General features: G+C 66.4%; 10 protein-coding genes, 2 tRNA genes and 2 pseudogenes. 11 read left to right on the plus strand and 3 right to left on the minus strand.

Annotation, left to right across the window (positions count from 1 at the left end):
- The first annotated feature begins 381 nt into the window (after window positions 1-381).
- Both M2437_RS08580 and M2437_RS08585 read left to right on the plus strand, forming a co-directional pair.
- A pseudogene (locus M2437_RS08580) lies at window positions 382-815 on the plus strand (hypothetical protein).
- A gap of 427 nt (window positions 816-1,242) precedes the next feature.
- Complete coding sequence (locus M2437_RS08585) at window positions 1,243-1,473, plus strand: hypothetical protein (protein ID WP_015952815.1); 231 nt, start codon at window positions 1,243-1,245, stop codon at window positions 1,471-1,473.
- A 225-nt stretch (window positions 1,474-1,698) separates the two neighbouring features.
- On the opposite strand, the pseudogene M2437_RS08590 reads toward M2437_RS08585, so the two are convergent.
- Both M2437_RS08590 and M2437_RS08595 read right to left on the minus strand, forming a co-directional pair.
- Window positions 1,699-2,231, minus strand: a pseudogene (locus tag M2437_RS08590) (transposase family protein); the annotation flags it as partial.
- Window positions 2,232-2,440: 209 nt separating this feature from the next.
- Window positions 2,441-2,800, minus strand: a complete 360-nt coding sequence (locus M2437_RS08595) for a hypothetical protein (RefSeq protein WP_253387124.1) — start codon at window positions 2,798-2,800, stop codon at window positions 2,441-2,443.
- Between the two features lie 462 nt (window positions 2,801-3,262).
- Between M2437_RS08595 and M2437_RS08600 the strand changes: the two genes are divergently transcribed.
- The gene (locus M2437_RS08600) at window positions 3,263-3,586 is read left to right on the plus strand and encodes a hypothetical protein (RefSeq protein WP_253387125.1); all 324 of its coding nucleotides are present in this window, start codon (window positions 3,263-3,265) and stop codon (window positions 3,584-3,586) included.
- Between the two features lie 346 nt (window positions 3,587-3,932).
- On the opposite strand, the gene M2437_RS08605 is transcribed toward M2437_RS08600, so the two are convergent.
- A tRNA-Asn gene (locus M2437_RS08605) sits at window positions 3,933-4,008 on the minus strand.
- A 243-nt stretch (window positions 4,009-4,251) separates the two neighbouring features.
- Here M2437_RS08605 and M2437_RS08610 point away from each other — a divergent pair.
- From M2437_RS08610 to M2437_RS08645, 8 genes are all read left to right on the plus strand, one after another.
- Window positions 4,252-4,325 (plus strand) — tRNA-Cys (locus M2437_RS08610).
- A 167-nt stretch (window positions 4,326-4,492) separates the two neighbouring features.
- Complete coding sequence (locus M2437_RS08615) at window positions 4,493-5,143, plus strand: protein-L-isoaspartate O-methyltransferase family protein (RefSeq protein ID WP_253387126.1); 651 nt, start codon at window positions 4,493-4,495, stop codon at window positions 5,141-5,143.
- A 540-nt stretch (window positions 5,144-5,683) separates the two neighbouring features.
- Window positions 5,684-7,177: a TolC family outer membrane protein gene (locus M2437_RS08620; protein WP_301293025.1), complete on the plus strand. Its 1,494-nt coding sequence runs from the start codon at window positions 5,684-5,686 to the stop codon at window positions 7,175-7,177.
- A 125-nt stretch (window positions 7,178-7,302) separates the two neighbouring features.
- A complete protein-coding gene (locus tag M2437_RS08625) occupies window positions 7,303-7,902 on the plus strand; it encodes a PopZ family protein (RefSeq protein ID WP_253387128.1) in 600 nt (199 codons plus the stop codon).
- A 324-nt stretch (window positions 7,903-8,226) separates the two neighbouring features.
- Window positions 8,227-10,947 (plus strand): valine--tRNA ligase, encoded by a 2,721-nt coding sequence (locus tag M2437_RS08630; RefSeq protein ID WP_253387129.1) that lies wholly within the window; start codon window positions 8,227-8,229, stop codon window positions 10,945-10,947.
- A complete protein-coding gene (locus tag M2437_RS08635; protein WP_253387130.1) occupies window positions 10,944-11,696 on the plus strand; it encodes a DUF2459 domain-containing protein in 753 nt (250 codons plus the stop codon). The genes M2437_RS08630 and M2437_RS08635 overlap by 4 nt, the downstream gene beginning before the upstream one ends.
- 113 nt (window positions 11,697-11,809) lie before the next feature.
- Window positions 11,810-13,321 (plus strand): Do family serine endopeptidase, encoded by a 1,512-nt coding sequence (locus M2437_RS08640; RefSeq protein WP_253387131.1) that lies wholly within the window; start codon window positions 11,810-11,812, stop codon window positions 13,319-13,321.
- Between the two features lie 443 nt (window positions 13,322-13,764).
- Entirely contained in the window at window positions 13,765-15,696 is a 1,932-nt protein-coding gene (locus tag M2437_RS08645) for a methyl-accepting chemotaxis protein (RefSeq protein ID WP_253389605.1), read from the plus strand.
- Window position 15,697 lies beyond the last annotated feature (1 nt).

Consider the following 15,697-nt stretch of genomic DNA (forward strand, 5'->3'; position numbering starts at 1 on the left):
AGGTCTGCCACGATGATCCGCAAGCTACCTACCGATCCGCTGACGTCCGTAGCGATCCGAGAGGCCGCGGTCAGGCGGGGCGCCGTCGGGGCACTCGCCGTTGGAGCGTTGGCCGTTGGTGCGCTTGCCGTAGGAGCTTTCGCGATCGGGCGGCTGTCGATCGGGCGGCTGTCGATCGGGCGAGCCCGGATCGGCCGCTTAGAGATCGGCGAGCTTACGGTCGATCGGCTTCGCATTCGACGAGAGGAGTGACGCCACTCTCTGTTGGTGAATGGAGCCCCTGAAACGTTCGGCGTCGGCGCGTACCGTCCTCTGCGCGTCCAGGGCTTGTGCAGCTCTTTTTGCCCCCGACCGGCGAGGCTGAGGGAGCCGACGGTTTCTATGTCGGTGGGCAGCACCGATGCCCCGTCACGAACTGGTGCCCGCCCCGAAGCGGATCAAGGGCGCAGAGCCTTCGGCGCACTCCAACCGACTTCACCGCCCTGCCGGTATCTCGGCCCCACGGCCTGCGCGAACATCTACAAGGCCTGCACCGACTTCATCGGGCGCTTCGGCGCCGAGGCCGTGCGCTTAGGCCGGACCACGCCGCAGATCTTCGGCGTCCATCCCGAGCACGGGACGTCGCGTCTGGATTGGTGGGGGTGATGATCACAGGCGGGCACAAGGCGATCGGCACCGATCCGCAAAAGATCCTGTTCGGCAACGTGAGCGGCTATCGGGACACGCCCGGCGCGCCGACTGGCAGTCCCGCGATCCTCCTTGGGCTCCGGGTTTTCGTCATTGGGCGAGCTTTCCCAGCATGGTCGGCCAAATAGGTCGATCCACTCACGGGTGCACGATCGGCATATCCGCGATCTGCCCAGGCCAAGCAACCACAGCAACCTATCAGTATCCAGGTTTTAAATTGCGATGCCTGGCCGAGCGAGGGTTGGTTTCATTGCGTAGCGGAAATACTTTTTGCGCAGGCCTATGCACTCAAACGGTCGTGGAGGCGCCTAAGCGAAATATAACGCGTCAGAACAAATCTTTTCGGGCATTTCAAGATTTTCTTGATATCCGCTGAGTGCATGGCTCGCCGACCAGAAGCGACGCAACATGCCTAGAGGTTCTGCATAATATCGAGAAGAAACACCTGACCGCGCATTATGGCGCGATGCACACAGCGATTATCGCACTGCACAAATTCCATGGTTCAATCCTCCATCGGTCGCCGTGACAGGCTGACCACACCGGAGATGATCCATGCGTACGATGCAGCTTCTTTCCCTCGTCGCTCTCGCGTCTGTCGCTGTGGCGAACTCCGCCATGGCTGATGAGAGCATTCATCTGACCCCTCCGCTGTTCCGCGAACAGGCTCGCGCCACTGCTTCGGTCCGTCCGGCGTCCGAGCTTACGACCACGCCTCACATCACGGTTGCTGCGCCCGCCAGCCGCAAGATCGTGGCCGATGCCACAGCAGCGTCCGCTCGCTGAGTCTTGTCAGAGGGGGCTGTCTGGCGGAGCTGACGCCGGCGGCCCCTCTGCGCAGGATCACCAGTCTCCAAGCCACACACTTCGTCTTGAAGGCGCTGGCACGACTGGCAGCTGAGGGTAGCAATGCGCGACCGGCGGCTCGTCCACCTGCGGCTTGCAGTGCGGCGCGAGCATATCGAACTTCGTCGCCTAGGCTCGCCGCGTAGATCTTGTACGGGGCGAACGCACCAGCGCATGTAAGAAGTCCGATGCAGTGTAGCGATTGGCTTTTGCCTCTCGCTCTGCAAAGGCCTTCTTCGAGTTTCGATCGATGGCGACGAAGAGCTAGAGCTTGCCTTCCTCTGTCCTGACCTCGGCAATGTCGACGCGCAGGTAGCCGATGACGTACTCGGAGAAGCGCTTCTTCTCCGGCTTGCCGCTATCCATCTCCGGCAGGCAGCTCAGGCGGCCGCTCAGCGACGGACGGATCAGGTCCGGGATGGTGGGCTGCAGGCCGTAGAGGCCGTCACCCAGCGGCAGCACCGTGTGCCGCTGGATACAGCGACGTTGACCGCCTCCCCTCCGGCGTCAGCACGGTCGAGCGGGGCTCCTTCGGCCGCATGGCATCAGCCGTCGTCTCCCGATCGTGCCACTTCTGCATGATCGCGGGATATGACGCCGTCGCGCTTAGCCGCCGCTCTCACGCTCGCTTGACGTCGCTGTAATGCGCGACGGACCGCCTTAGTCGTCGTGACGCTGTCGTGGAGAACCGCGCCCAATGCGCATCCCTCGCAGCATGGCGGTCAAACGTATCACCACATCGCGAATCTGACACCTCGACCCCCGCCGGCCGCGCTTGATGGGGCTACGGACGCATGCACCCTGTGTTGGTGAATAACTTCACAGACCGCGTACCGGAGGGCGCCCCTCGGCTCCCAACCGAAATTCGTAAGCCAAAGGCGGTTATCCGATCTGCCTCAGCTTGACCTCAATGCAAATATTGGGGGCTTGGCGCGTTGAGATGCGCACTGATCGTCACTTCTAAGACGCTGAGTTTCAGGCGCAACTGAAGAATGGTCGGCGCGACCAAGTCTGGATCAACGCCATCGATCGCCACCTCATGAAGCTCGGTGAGCAATCGATAGATCTCGACCAAATCGTCATCGGATATCAGGTGAAAACCGTCCTGCCTCAGCGCATTATGCGCCCGCACCAGCGCAAGCACCCGTTCAACGAGAAGGTCCAAATCGGCGAAAACGATCAGTGTCTCTGTTGCTTTTTTGAGATCCATAATTCCACGGCTGGCGACGCATTTCTGCGAGGCACAACCGTCGTCAACGCGGGTCACGAAGAGTTATGGAAGGCCGCAGGCGCCGTTAAATATGATTTCAGGATGTATCAATCTATAAAATCAACACAGATCCGTCCGTGCGATGACGCACATCAAATAAATTAGCTAGATACAAACTCAGAGCAAGTAGTTGTCCGAACAAGTATTCAATAAAATAACCAACAAATAATTCACATAACTTGGTCCGACCAGATTTCAAAACATACTCGGCATTCTCTGCTACGCCTTTATCGAACTGGCCCACCGACTCGTTCGAACCCGTCGAGCGCTCGCGACCGCACGTCTTGCCCACGAGAGAGCGCGACCAGCGATCGCCGCACTCGATCAGAGCCTCACGCAGGAGAGAATGACCCTGTTCGTCGTGTTCGACTTGGACGGGTCCTTGGCCCCCACCGAGCACCAGGCGCAGTTCCTGAATCGTCCCGGCAAGGAGAAGGACTGGCGCGGATCTTACGCGGCTTGCAACCGGGACGAGCCCTGCACCCGATCGTTCGCACGCTGCTGGCGCTCCACAAGACCGGCGCCGAGGTTGAGATTTGGTCCGGCCAATCCGACGAGGTGAAGGACAAGACGGCTTGGCTTGCTGATCATGGGCTGGGACACATCCCGACTCGGATGCACGCGCGCGGGCGACCGCCGGCCCTGGTGTTCGAGGATCGCGGATCCATGGTGGTCTGGTCGACGTCGGAATCGAACGGCAATGAGGTCACCGAGCACGATCTCAACCACGACCCCGAACGGCTCGCCGACATGCCGCTGCCCGGCGCTGGTCCCTGGTCATAGACGAAGGCTCCGGCCTTCCGTGGCGGCGCTCGCACTTCGGCCGCACGTTCCGCGAACTCGCGCGTGCCTCAGGCTGCCCGGACAGCATCTGGAACATGGACAGCAGGGCAGGGGTAGTGAGTGAGGCTTGCGAGGCCAGGGCGGTGCCGGACAACGTGATGCGCACCGCGACGCCCACGCAGATATCGACAACGATGCTCTAAAACCGCGGATCGATGGTTTCGTCGGACCGCGCGGCCGAGCTACGAACGGCGCGGTGAAAAGCGAAGCTCGACGGCTAGAAACGGCCGAGGAACAACGGCGGCAACACGACTCTGCCGTAGACCAGCTATGTGATTGAAAGATTTGGCTCCCCGAGCAGGACTCGAACCTGCGACAAAGCGATTAACAGTCGCTTGCTCTACCAACTGAGCTATCGGGGATCACCGGGCCGCCTCAGCGGCGGTGGCGGGTCATTAGCCTCCGCCGGTTTCGGACGCAAGGGTCCTATCGCCGCTTTTTGCGCCTTCTGAGCCGACGACGCACTTTTTCCACCGGGTCGCGGTGCGGCGGCGGCGTTTGTGTCGATCGAGCGACAAGACCGTTGCCGAGCGGGTCAAGCCTCTGCTAGAGACGCCTCGCTCCGGACCGGCCGCTCGGCCCGGAGTGTCGCGCATTCGCGACGAGGCCTCGTGGCGGAGTGGTTACGCAGAGGACTGCAAATCCTTGCACCCCGGTTCGATTCCGGGCGAGGCCTCCAAACTTTCCGATACCCCTGACAATCTGCTCGTTCCTGGCCATGCAAGGCGCTCGTGCGAGCCTTGCAATTCCGGGAACGATCCACGACAACCCGACCCGCTCGGGCCGGCGCCGCTCGACGGGCGGGCGGGGAAACGGTCTGGCGCGGCGGCGAGGGATGGACGGCTCATGCTCGATTATGCTCAGGCGCGGCGCCTCATGGTCGATTGTCAGCTCCGGACCTTCGATGTGAACGACGTCGCGGTGCTCGATGCCTTCGACACCGTACCCCGCGAGCGCTTCGTCCCGCCGGGCCGCGAGGATTTCGCCTATATCGACCAGACGCTGACCTTCGATACGGGCGAGGACGGGATTCGCGCGATGCCCGCCCCGATGCTGCTGGCGCGCCTGATTCAGGCGCTCAAGATTCGTCCGGGCACCCGCGCCCTCGATGTCGGCACCGGCTACGGCTACGGCGCGGCCATGCTCCGGCAGCTCGGCGCCGAGGTCGTCGCCCTGGAATCCGACCCGGATCTCATCGGCGCCGCCCGCGAGCGCCTTGGCGACACCGTCGACCTCGTCCAGGGCGCCTTGACCGCTCCGGCCAAGGGTGGGCCTTTCGACGCCATCCTCGTCGAGGGGCGGGTCGAGATCCGGCCGCAGGCCCTGCTCGATCAATTGCGCGACGACGGGCGCTTGGTCTGCGTGCTCGGTCCGCACCGCAACGCCAAGGCGACCCTGTTCGTGCGGGCGGGCGATGCCTTCGGGGCCCGCCCGCTTTTCGATGCCTCGCTGCCGGCCCTGAAGAGCTTCGCGACCGAACCCGGCTTCGCGTTCTAAGCGCGCCCATAGTGCCGTATCCGACCTGATTGCATCCGGTTGGCGTCTCTCGGTTTTTGTTTCGACGCGCTTTTCTTTCACCGAACCAGTGACCACGGAGTTGGGAAGCGCTCTAGCGTTCCCGGCCGCTGCTCGTCTTCCCTCCGGACACGGCGGCACAGCGAACGCTTTGTGAGTGGCACCGAGGCTACGCCGGGGCCGTCGTCAGGCCCCTGGAACCCACGCAATCCGTGCGCGTCGCGCCCGGCCGATGCACCCAATCCATTCCATCTCAGGCTGACTGCCGCGCCGGGTACGGTGACCGCCGAAAACTGCACGAAAGTACGCGTGCGCGCCGGCACACGGCCATGAGGGATTAGTCCGCTGGGGTGTCGCTTTTTTGAGGCACCCGCCGGCAATCCGACGACGCGGTGCGGTAAGCCCTGTCGTCGGTAGCGCAAGCTCGGCTACTCTCGGGCACGAGGCGGGCTAGCCATTCCATCGCATGGGTGTGCATGCGGCATCCCTGTCGCGACCCTCATGGTGCGGGTCGTCCTGCAGATGTCCTCCGGGGCATTTGCTGGGGCGACGCACCGGAGCGGACACGGCAGTGCGGCGGGACGGCATATCGAGAAACCGCAAGGGCTGATCGACGTGAAAGAACGGAACCCTGCGGCGCGGTCCGCGCTTCGGCTGGCTGGCGCCGTCGTCTCGGCACTGGCTGTCGCAAGTCCGGCGGCTGCCGAGACCCTCGAGAGCGCGTTGTCCCGCGCCTATCAGGCCAACCCGGCGCTGAACGCGGCGCGGGCGAACCTGCGCGCGACCGACGAGGATGTGAATCGCTTCCAGGCCGGCTACCGACCGAACGCCGCGCTTTCGGCCGACATCGGCATCCAGCAATTCCAGGGTAAGATCGGCGGCGTCGGCGCCAGCGGGCCGATCAATCTCACGACCCGCCCGGGCGGCGCCGGCCTGACCATCAACCAGAACGTCTTCGACGGCTTTCAGACCGACAACCGGGTGCGCGCGGCCGAATCGACCGTGCTCAGCACGCGGGAAGGCTTGCGCCAGACCGAGATGAACACGCTGTTCAACGCCGCTCAGGCTTACATGAACGTCCTGAGCGACACGGCGACGTTGGAGCTTCAGCGCAACAACGTCGAAGTGCTCGAAGAGCAGCTTCGTCAGACTCGCGACCGCTTCAATGTCGGCGAGGTGACCCGCACCGACGTCGCCCAGGCCGAAGCACGCCTCGCCGGCGCGCGCTCCCAGGTGAGCGCGGCTGAGGCGGCCCTGCGTGCCTCGATCGGTATCTTCCGGCAGATCGTCGGCGTCGAACCGCGCCAGCTCGCTCCCGGGCGCCCGCTCGACCGCTACGTGCCGGCCTCGCTCGATCAGGCGATTCTCATCGGCCTGAAGGAGCATCCGCAGATCCTCGCTTCGCTGCACGCCGTGGACGTGGCGGAGCTGCAGGTGAAGGTGAACGAAGGCGCGCTCTATCCGCAGGCGCAGATCACCGGGGCGGTGCAGCAGCGGTACGATCAGCAGTTCCCCGGCGACAACGGCGTCACCGCCTCGATCGTCGGACGGGTCAACATTCCGCTCTATCAGGGTGGCGCCGAATACGCCGCGATCCGGCAGGCCAAGGAGAATGTCGGGCGCGCCCGCCTCGTCGCCGACCAGGACCGCGACACCATCCGCGCCTCGATCGTGCGGACCTGGGGAAATCTCGAAGCCTCAAAGGCACAGGTGATCGCCTCGCAGGCGCAGGTTCAGGCCAACGAGGTGGCGCTGAACGGCGTGCGTGAGGAGGCTCGCGTCGGCCAGCGCACCACCCTCGACGTGCTGAACGCGCAGCAGGAACTGCTCTCCGCGCGCGTCGCCCTGATCCGCGCCCAGCGCGACCGCGTGGTGAACTCCTACGATGTCGTCCAGGCCGTCGGCCGGCTCACCGTCCGCTTCACCAGCCTGCCGGTCACCCCGTACAGCGCCCGCGAACATCTCGATCAGGTGCGCGATCTCTGGTTCGGCCTGCGCACCCCCGACGGGCGCTGACGGCCTCGCCGCGGACGACGTTTTCCTGTTGGCCGGCGGCGGACCGTGGTTGATGCCGGGCAAGGCGATGCAATAGTTCGTTAACCAAGTCATCGTCTTGTCAATCGTCACCGAGTATCGTCCCGATGAGCGCAGCGAGCCCTAAGGTTCAGGACAAGACGCAGGAGCCCTCCATGGAGGAGATCCTGGCTTCGATCCGCCGCATCATTGCCGACGACCAAGCTCCCAAGACCGTCGAGGCCGAGGCGCCGCCCGCGCCGGCTCCCGCGCTGCCGCCGGACGACGACGTGCTCGATCTCGCCGAAGTGGCAGAGCCGGTGCGCAAGCCCGAGCCGGTTGCCTTCGACATCCCCGAAATCGATTTCCGCATGCCGGATTTCGACCCGGAACCGGAGCCCGACTTCGAGCCCCCGGCGGCGGCCAAGCCGGACCCCTTCGATTTTGCCCCCGAGCCGCCTCCCGCCCCGAGAGTGACCGATCGGGTCCGCACGGCGGTCGAGGAAGAGGTGACGGAGCGGCTCGTCTCGTCCAGCACCGGAGAGAGCGTCGGTCAGAACTTCCAACTCCTCGCCCACACGGTGCTGTCGCAGAACGCCCGCACGCTCGAGGATCTCGTCAAGGACATGCTGCGGCCGATGCTGAAGAGCTGGCTCGACGAGAACCTTCCGCACATGGTCGAGCGGCTGGTGCGCATCGAGATCGAGCGGGTCGCCCGCGGGCGGTGAGCCGTTCGTCCCTCGATCACGGGGTGATTGCACCGCGGCACCTGCAGAGCCGTCGATCGAAGCCGCTTGGGCGGCTTCGCGGCGCGAAGAGCGCCGCGCGGAGCGGGCTTTTCGGGGCATGAGCCCCGGAAAGCATCGAGCGGAGCGGCAGCCTGAGGCCGCGGAGGCGGCCGCTGGCGCTTGAGGCTAGAAGAAAACCAGGGTGATCGCTTCAAGCGATTGCCCGCGGCACCGACGGCCCGACGGTTGACGACGGCCCCGCGGCGGGCCGATAGCGGCGGCGACATCTTTTAGAACCGCCGCCTCGAAAAGCCCGCCCCGCCCATGATGGACAAGACCTTCGACCCCGCCGCCGTCGAGGCGCGCGTCTCCGCGGCCTGGGAAGAGGGCCAGGCCTTCCGCGCCGGCCGCCCCGAGCGGGCCGGCGCCGAGCCCTTCAGCATCGTGATCCCGCCGCCGAACGTGACGGGCTCGCTGCATATGGGCCACGCGCTCAACAACACGATCCAGGACATCCTCGTCCGCTTCGAGCGGATGCGGGGCAAGGACGTGCTGTGGCAGCCGGGCACGGACCACGCCGGCATCGCCACGCAGATGGTGGTCGAGCGCAAGCTGATGGAGACGCAGCAGCCGGGCCGCCGCGAGTTGGGACGCGAGGAATTCCTGCGCCGGGTCTGGGCCTGGAAGGAGGAATCCGGCGGCACGATCATCGGCCAGCTCAAGCGGCTCGGTGCCTCCTGCGACTGGTCCCGGGAGCGCTTCACCATGGATGAGGGCCTGAGCCGCGCCGTGCTCAAGACCTTCGTCGATCTGCACGCGCAGGGGCTGATCTACCGCGACAAGCGTCTCGTGAACTGGGACCCGAAGTTCCAGACCGCGATTTCGGACCTCGAAGTCCAACAGATCGAGGTAAAGGGCCATCTCTGGCACTTCGACTACCCCGTCGTGGACGAGGCCGGCACGCCGACGGGCGCGATCATCACCGTGGCGACGACGCGCCCCGAGACGATGCTCGGCGATACGGCCGTCGCCGTCCATCCGGATGACGAGCGCTACCGCGACCTTGTCGGACAGCGCGTGCGCCTTCCGCTGGTCAACCGGCTGATCCCGATCGTCGCCGACGCCTATTCCGATCCGGAGAAGGGGACCGGCGCGGTCAAGATCACCCCGGCCCACGACTTCAACGACTTCGAGGTCGGACGCCGTAACGGTTGCCGCCCGATCAACGTCCTCGATGCCGAGGCGCGCATCCAGATCGCCGGCAACGCCGATTTCCTCGACGGCGCCGAGCCGGAGGACGCCGCGCTGGCGCTCGACGGCCTCGACCGGTTCGAGGCGCGGAAAGCGGTCGTCGCCCTGATGGAGGAGCGCGGCCTGCTGCGTCTGGTCGAGCCCAACACCCACGCGGTGCCGCATGGCGACCGTTCGGGCGTGGTGATCGAGCCTTACCTGACCGACCAGTGGTACGTGAACGTCAAGCCGCTGGCCGAGCGCGCCCTCCAGGCAGTGCGCGACGGGCAGACCCGCTTCGTCCCGGACAACTACGAAAAGATCTTCTTCCAGTGGCTGGAGAACATCGAGCCGTGGTGCGTCTCGCGCCAGCTCTGGTGGGGCCACCAGATCCCGGTCTGGTACGATGCCGAGGGCGGCATCTTCGTCGCCGAGAGCGAGGCGGACGCGGTCGCGCAGGCGAAAGCCAAGCACGGCCGTGAGGTCGCGCTGACCCGCGATCCCGACGTGCTCGACACGTGGTTCTCCTCCGCGCTCTGGCCGTTCTCGACGCTCGGCTGGCCGGACAAGACGCCGGAACTGGCCCGTTTCTACCCCACCAACACCCTGGTCACGGGCAAGGACATCATCTTCTTCTGGGTCGCCCGGATGATGATGATGGGCCTGCACCTCACCGATCAGGCGCCGTTCGAGACCGTCTACCTGCACACCCTCGTCCGCGACGAGAAGGGTGCGAAGATGTCGAAGTCGAAGGGCAACGTGGTCGATCCGGTCGATCTGATCGACCGTTTCGGCGCCGACGCGCTGCGCTTCACGCTTGCCGCACTCGCCGCCCCCGGCCGCGACATCAAGCTCGGCCCCCAGCGGGTCGAGGGCTACCGCAACTTCGCGACCAAGCTCTGGAACGCGGCGCGCTTTGCCGAGATGAACGGCTGCGAACTGAAGGCCGATTTCCGGCCCGAGGCCGTGCGCGAGACGCTCAACGCCTGGGCGCTCACTGAGGCCGCCAAGGCGGTCGCGGAAGTGGCGCAGGGCATCACGGTCTACCGCTTCAACGATGCGGCGGCCGCGGCCTACCGCTTCGTCTGGAACGTGTTCTGCGACTGGTATCTCGAACTGGCCAAGCCCGTCCTTCAGGGCGAGGGCGTCGACCCGGCGGCGCGCGCCGAGACGCAGGCGACGGTTGCCTTCCTGATCGACCAGATCGCCAAGCTGCTGCACCCGTTCATGCCCTTCCTCACGGAGGAGCTGTGGGCGATCAAGGGGCAGGTGCTGCCGACACCGCGCGGCCTGCTCGCGCTCGAATCCTGGCCCGAGCTCTCGGCCTATACGAACAAGCAGGCCGAGGACGAGATCGGCTGGCTGGTCGATCTGATCTCCGAGGTCCGCTCGGCCCGCTCCGAGACCAATGTGCCCGCCGGCGCCCAGGTGCCGCTGGTGCTGGTGGGCGCCGATGCGGGCGTCCATGCTCGGGTCGAGCGTTGGAGCGAGACGCTGACCCGCCTCGCCCGCCTCTCCGAGATCGGTTTCGCCGACGCCGCGCCGAAGAACGCCGTCCAGCTCCTCGTGCGGGGCAGCGTGGCCGCACTTCCGCTCGAGGGCATCGTCGATCTCGCGGCCGAAGTCGCGCGGCTGAAGAAGGAGGCGGGCAAGGCGCGGGCCGAGATCGGCAAGATCGACGGCAAGCTCGGCAATGCCGACTTCCTCGCCCGCGCGCCGGAAGAGGTGGTGGACGAGCAGCGCGAGCGCCGCGACGCGGAGGCGGCTCGGCTCATCAAGATCGAGGAAGCTTTGGTCCGGCTCAGCGAGGCATGAGACCACTGCGGCGGCTCGGTCTGGCCTTTGCTGGACTGGCTTTGGCCGGGCTAGCCGCCGCGCTCCTCGCGCTCACACTGTGGACAGCCCGGCCCGGCGACCCGAGCCTCTACCCGCCGGCCGAGCCGGATACGCAGACCGTGCTCCTCGTCAGCCACGGCTGGCATTCCGGTCTCGTCCTGCCGCGCGACAGCCTGATGGGGGAGGGAGCGGGCACCGCCCTTCGCAATCTCGCCACGCGCTTTCGCGCCTATGACGCCTTGGAGTTCGGCTGGGGCGAGGCGCGCTTCTACCGGGCGACGCCGACGCTCGCCGCCTTCGACTGGCGGCTGGCCCTCTCGGCGCTGTTCACACCCGGTGGAAGCGACGGCGTGATCCAGGTCGTCGGCCTCGCACGCCCCGCCCGCGCAAGCTTCCCGCAGGCCGACATCGTCCCGGTCCCACTCTCGCGCAAAGGCTTGGCCCGGCTCCTCGCACGGTTGGAGGCGAGCTTCCGGCTCACCGATGGCCAGCCGGCCGCTCTCGGCCCGGGGCTCTACGGCCCGAGCCTGTTCTACGAGGCGCACGGGCGTTTCTCGTACAGCAACGTCTGCAACCACTGGGCGGCGGGGCTCCTCCATGCGGCGGGTTTGCCGATCACGCCGGTGCTCGACACGCATCCGTCGGGCCTCCTTGCCGACCTGCGCTGGCGCTCGGGCCTGACGGCCTCGGCGCCTGAAGAGGCGGAGCCGGACCTGTCCAAACCGTAATCTTCGCGCCATCCGGCGGTCAGGCTCGGGCCTCTAGGAGTCTCCTCACGGATCGCCGCCCCGACGTTCAACGGAAGGGCAGCCGACCGGCCCATTTCCCGTCGGAGACCTCCATGACCATGACTGTCCGCCGCCGCGCCTTCGCCTCCGTCGCCGCAGCCGCCCTCGTCGCGGGCGGCGCGGCCGGGTTCGGCCTGACCGAGCCCATGACCCAGGCCTATGCCCAGGCCCTGCCGAAGACCCCAATCGAAGCGCCCGAGCACCCGCCGGGCTCGTTTGCTAACGTCGTCGACAAGGTGAAGCCGGGCGTCGTCGCCGTGAAGGTGAAGCTCGACAACAGCGCCGACGATGACGACGACAGCGCGGGTGGTCCCAACCTGCAGCAGGTGCCGCCGCAACTGCGCGAGTTCTTCAAGCGCTTCGGCCAGGGCGGTCCGGGTGGTCAGGGCGGGCGCGGCATGCCGCAGCGTGGCGAGCGCGGCGCGGTCGGCTCGGGCTTCATCATCTCGGCGGACGGCTACGTGGTGACCAACAACCACGTCGTCGACAAGGCCAAGACCGTGCAGGTCACGCTCGACGACAATCGCACCCTCGACGCCAAGGTGATCGGCAAGGATCCGAAGACCGACATCGCCCTCCTGAAGATCACCGAGAGCGGCAGCTATCCCTACGTCCAGTTCGGCAAGAGCGCCCCGCGCGTTGGCGACTGGGTCGTCGCCATCGGCAACCCGTTCGGCCTCGGCGGTACGGTCACGGCGGGCATCGTCTCGGCCCGCGGTCGCGACATCGGCGCCGGCCCCTACGACGACTTCCTTCAGATCGACGCGCCGATCAACAAGGGTAATTCAGGCGGCCCGACCTTCAACGTCAACGGCGAGGTCGTGGGCGTGAACACGGCGATCGCCTCGCCGTCCGGCGGCTCGGTCGGCCTCGCCTTCGCGATCCCCGCCGAGACCGTGCAGACGGTGGTCGATCAGCTCCGCACCGACGGCAAGGTGGTGCGCGGCTATCTCGGCGTGCAGGTCCAGCCGGTGACGAAAGACATCGCCGACGGGCTCGGCCTCGACAAGGCCAAGGGCGCGCTGGTCGATCACGCCGAGAACGGCACGCCGGCGGCCAAGGCCGGCCTGAAGTCGGGTGACGTGATCGAATCGGTCAACGGCGCCCCGGTCAACGATGCCCGCGACCTCTCGCGCCGCATCGCCGGCCTCAAGCCCGGCACCGAGGTGAAGCTCGCCTATCTGCGGGGCGGCAAGAGCGACGTCGCGACGGTCGAACTCGGCACGCAGCCGACCGACGCCAAGGTCGCGAGCCGCAGTGACAGCACGTCCGGTGGCCAGGCGCGCCTCGGCCTCAGCCTGGCCCCGGCGAACGATGTCGGCCTCGGCGACGAGGGCGTGGCGGTGATGGATGTCGATCCCGACGGTCCGGCCGCAGCCAAGGGCATCGCCCAGGGCGACGTGATCCTGGATGTCGCCGGCACCAGCGTCTCGAAGCCCTCTGAGGTGCAGGCGCAGATCCGCGCTGCCGAGTCGAGCGGCCGCAAGGCGGTGCTGATGCGGGTGAAGAGCGCCAAGGGCCAGACCCGCTTCGTCGCCGTGGTCCTCGGCAAGAAGGAGGGCTGATCCCCTCGGACATCCCGGCGGGGCCGCCTCCGGCCCCGCCGACCGCCCTGCATCTCATCCCGACTTCGCGCCCGCTCCTAGAGCGGGCGTTTTTTCGTTCGGTCTCGACGCTCTGCGACCCGCAGACGGCGCCTCGCCAAGGGGCCGCAACGGCGCGGTCCGCCGCACCCGGTTTTGCTACAAGCGTCGTTCGAATTCGAAAGAGGCTGCACGATCCGCCGGAACGCTCTCTCAGGTTACTTGAACATCCTCAGGTCAACTCTCTGGTTTTTATACACAACTGCCGATTTTTGAGGCTTCGACCATCGTAAGTTAAGATCCCGGAAAGGCGTCATTCGGCACAACGAGACAACATTTGTTCGCTCGACGGCAGTCTGATGGAAACCGGTATTCGCACGCGTCTCTACGGCGGATTTTCAGCATTGGTCGCCTTGTCCTGCGGTATGGGAGCGTTCTCCTACACGCAGCTCGACAGTCTCGACGAGATGTTCCGTGCGCGGGCTCAGCTCGAATCCGCAGCCCGGACCCTCTACACCATCAATGGTCTGTCCGACCGGTTGATCGGTCAGGCTGCCCAGTACAGGCTGACCCAGGCGCCCGACTACACGACCGGAATGTTCGCGTCGTTGGACTCGATCCGGCAGGGCTCCGAGAAGCTCATCGAGAGCACACCGAGCGCGGAGCGGCGCGCGGCCTATGAGCGGCTTCGGGATCAGTCCACCGATCTCGGCAAGGCGCTGCCGAAGCTGGTCGAACTCGGCGCGCAGATCCGCGAGAACCGGGCCGGCGTCTACGCCAACGGCGACGACCTGACCAAGGCCTCCGGCGTCCTCGTCGCCCAGTTGCGGGCCACGGGCCAGGATGCGGTGATCGCTCAGGCCGTGGAGGTCGAGCGCACGCTGCTTCTGTTCCGCATCATGAACTGGCGCTTCCTCGCCACCAAGGATCCGAAGGGCCGTGCCCTCTCGGCCAACGCCTTCGGCAAAGCCGAGGCGGCCCTGGCGAAACTGAAGGCTCTCGATCTCACCGCCGCCGACCAGGAGACGGCAAAGCTCGTCGGCGAGACCCTGAACCGGCTCAACAAGAGCATCGTCGCCGCCTCCCAGGCCATCGTCGAAAGCGAAGCGTTCTTTGAGGAGACGCTGAAGCCGAGGGTGGACGGTATCAACGCGACGGGCCTGTCGGTGCGCAGCAAGCTCGAGGCGGCGCTTCAGGACGGGGTCGAGCAGAGCAACGCCCTGATGACGCGGGCGAAGACTGTCCAGCTCATCCTGCTCGGCCTGATCCTGGCCACGGGTGCCGCCCTGGCCTTCCTGATCGCCCGCAGCCTGATCCGCCCGATTTCGGGGATGACCGCCGCGATGAGCCGCCTCGCCGCGGGCGAGACGGCCATCGAGGTGCCGTCTCGGGACGCGGTGGACGAGATGGGCCGGATGGCCGAGGCGGTCGAGGTGTTCCGGCAGAACGCCGTGGCCCGCATCGAACTCGAAGCGGAGCGGGTGGCCCAACAATCCGCTCGCCAGCGCCGGGCCGATCGTGTCGATGGGCTGGTGCGCGGTTTCGAGGAAAAGATCGCCGCCTCCATCGCCATCGTGACCTCGGCGGCGACCGAACTGGACAGCACCGCCCGATCGATGACGCAGGTCGCCGACAACACCAACGGGCAGGCGGTCGCCTCCAGCGCCGCGGCCGAGGAAGCCACCGTCAACGTGCAGACGGTCGCCGCAGCGGCCGAGGAGATGGTCGCCTCGCTCAGCGAGATCGAGCGGCGCGTCCAGCAATCCAACGACGTGGCGGGTCATGCCAGCCACGAGGCCCGGACGACCACCGACTCGATGAGCCATCTCAGCCGCGCGGCCGAGAAGATCGGCGAGGCGGTGACGATGATCTCCGGGCTCGCGAGCCAGACGAACCTGCTCGCCCTCAACGCCACCATCGAGGCGTCGCGGGCCGGCGAGGCGGGCCGCGGTTTTGCCGTCGTCGCCACCGAGGTCAAGGAACTCGCGGCGCAAACCGCCCGCACCACGGAGGCGATCTCCGATCAGGTCAGCGCGATCCAGACCGCCTCGACCCAGGCACTCGGTGCGATCCAGCAGATTGGCCGGACCATCGTCTCGGTTAACGACATCACCGCCTCGATCGCGGCAACCGTCGTGCAGCAGACCGCCGCGACCAATGAGATTGCCCGCAACGCCTCCGAGGCAGCCCGCGGCACCCAGGACGTATCGATGAGCGTCGCGCAGGTACAGGCGCTGTCGAGCGAGACCGGCTCGGCCGCGCAGCAGGTGATGATGGCCTCGTCCGAGCTCTCGACCCAGTCCGAAAACGTGCGGCGCGAGGTCGAGGACTTCCTCGCCGCAATCCGGGCCGCCTGAC

It is taken from the genome of Methylorubrum pseudosasae (assembly GCF_029504475.1).
In the GTDB taxonomy this organism is placed as follows: domain Bacteria; phylum Pseudomonadota; class Alphaproteobacteria; order Rhizobiales; family Beijerinckiaceae; genus Methylobacterium; species Methylobacterium extorquens.

Excerpts from the sequence above, each read along its gene's own strand:
- M2437_RS08585 (WP_015952815.1), top strand. The coding sequence starts at position 1,243 with ATGCGTACGATGCAGCTTCTTTCCCTCGTCGCTCTCGCGTCTGTCGCT.
- M2437_RS08615 (WP_253387126.1), top strand. The coding sequence starts at position 4,493 with ATGCTCGATTATGCTCAGGCGCGGCGCCTCATGGTCGATTGTCAGCTC.
- M2437_RS08620 (WP_301293025.1), top strand. The coding sequence starts at position 5,684 with ATGTCCTCCGGGGCATTTGCTGGGGCGACGCACCGGAGCGGACACGGC.
- M2437_RS08625 (WP_253387128.1), top strand. The coding sequence starts at position 7,303 with ATGAGCGCAGCGAGCCCTAAGGTTCAGGACAAGACGCAGGAGCCCTCC.
- M2437_RS08630 (WP_253387129.1), top strand. The coding sequence starts at position 8,227 with ATGATGGACAAGACCTTCGACCCCGCCGCCGTCGAGGCGCGCGTCTCC.
- M2437_RS08635 (WP_253387130.1), top strand. The coding sequence starts at position 10,944 with ATGAGACCACTGCGGCGGCTCGGTCTGGCCTTTGCTGGACTGGCTTTG.
- M2437_RS08640 (WP_253387131.1), top strand. The coding sequence starts at position 11,810 with ATGACCATGACTGTCCGCCGCCGCGCCTTCGCCTCCGTCGCCGCAGCC.
- M2437_RS08645 (WP_253389605.1), top strand. The coding sequence starts at position 13,765 with ATGGGAGCGTTCTCCTACACGCAGCTCGACAGTCTCGACGAGATGTTC.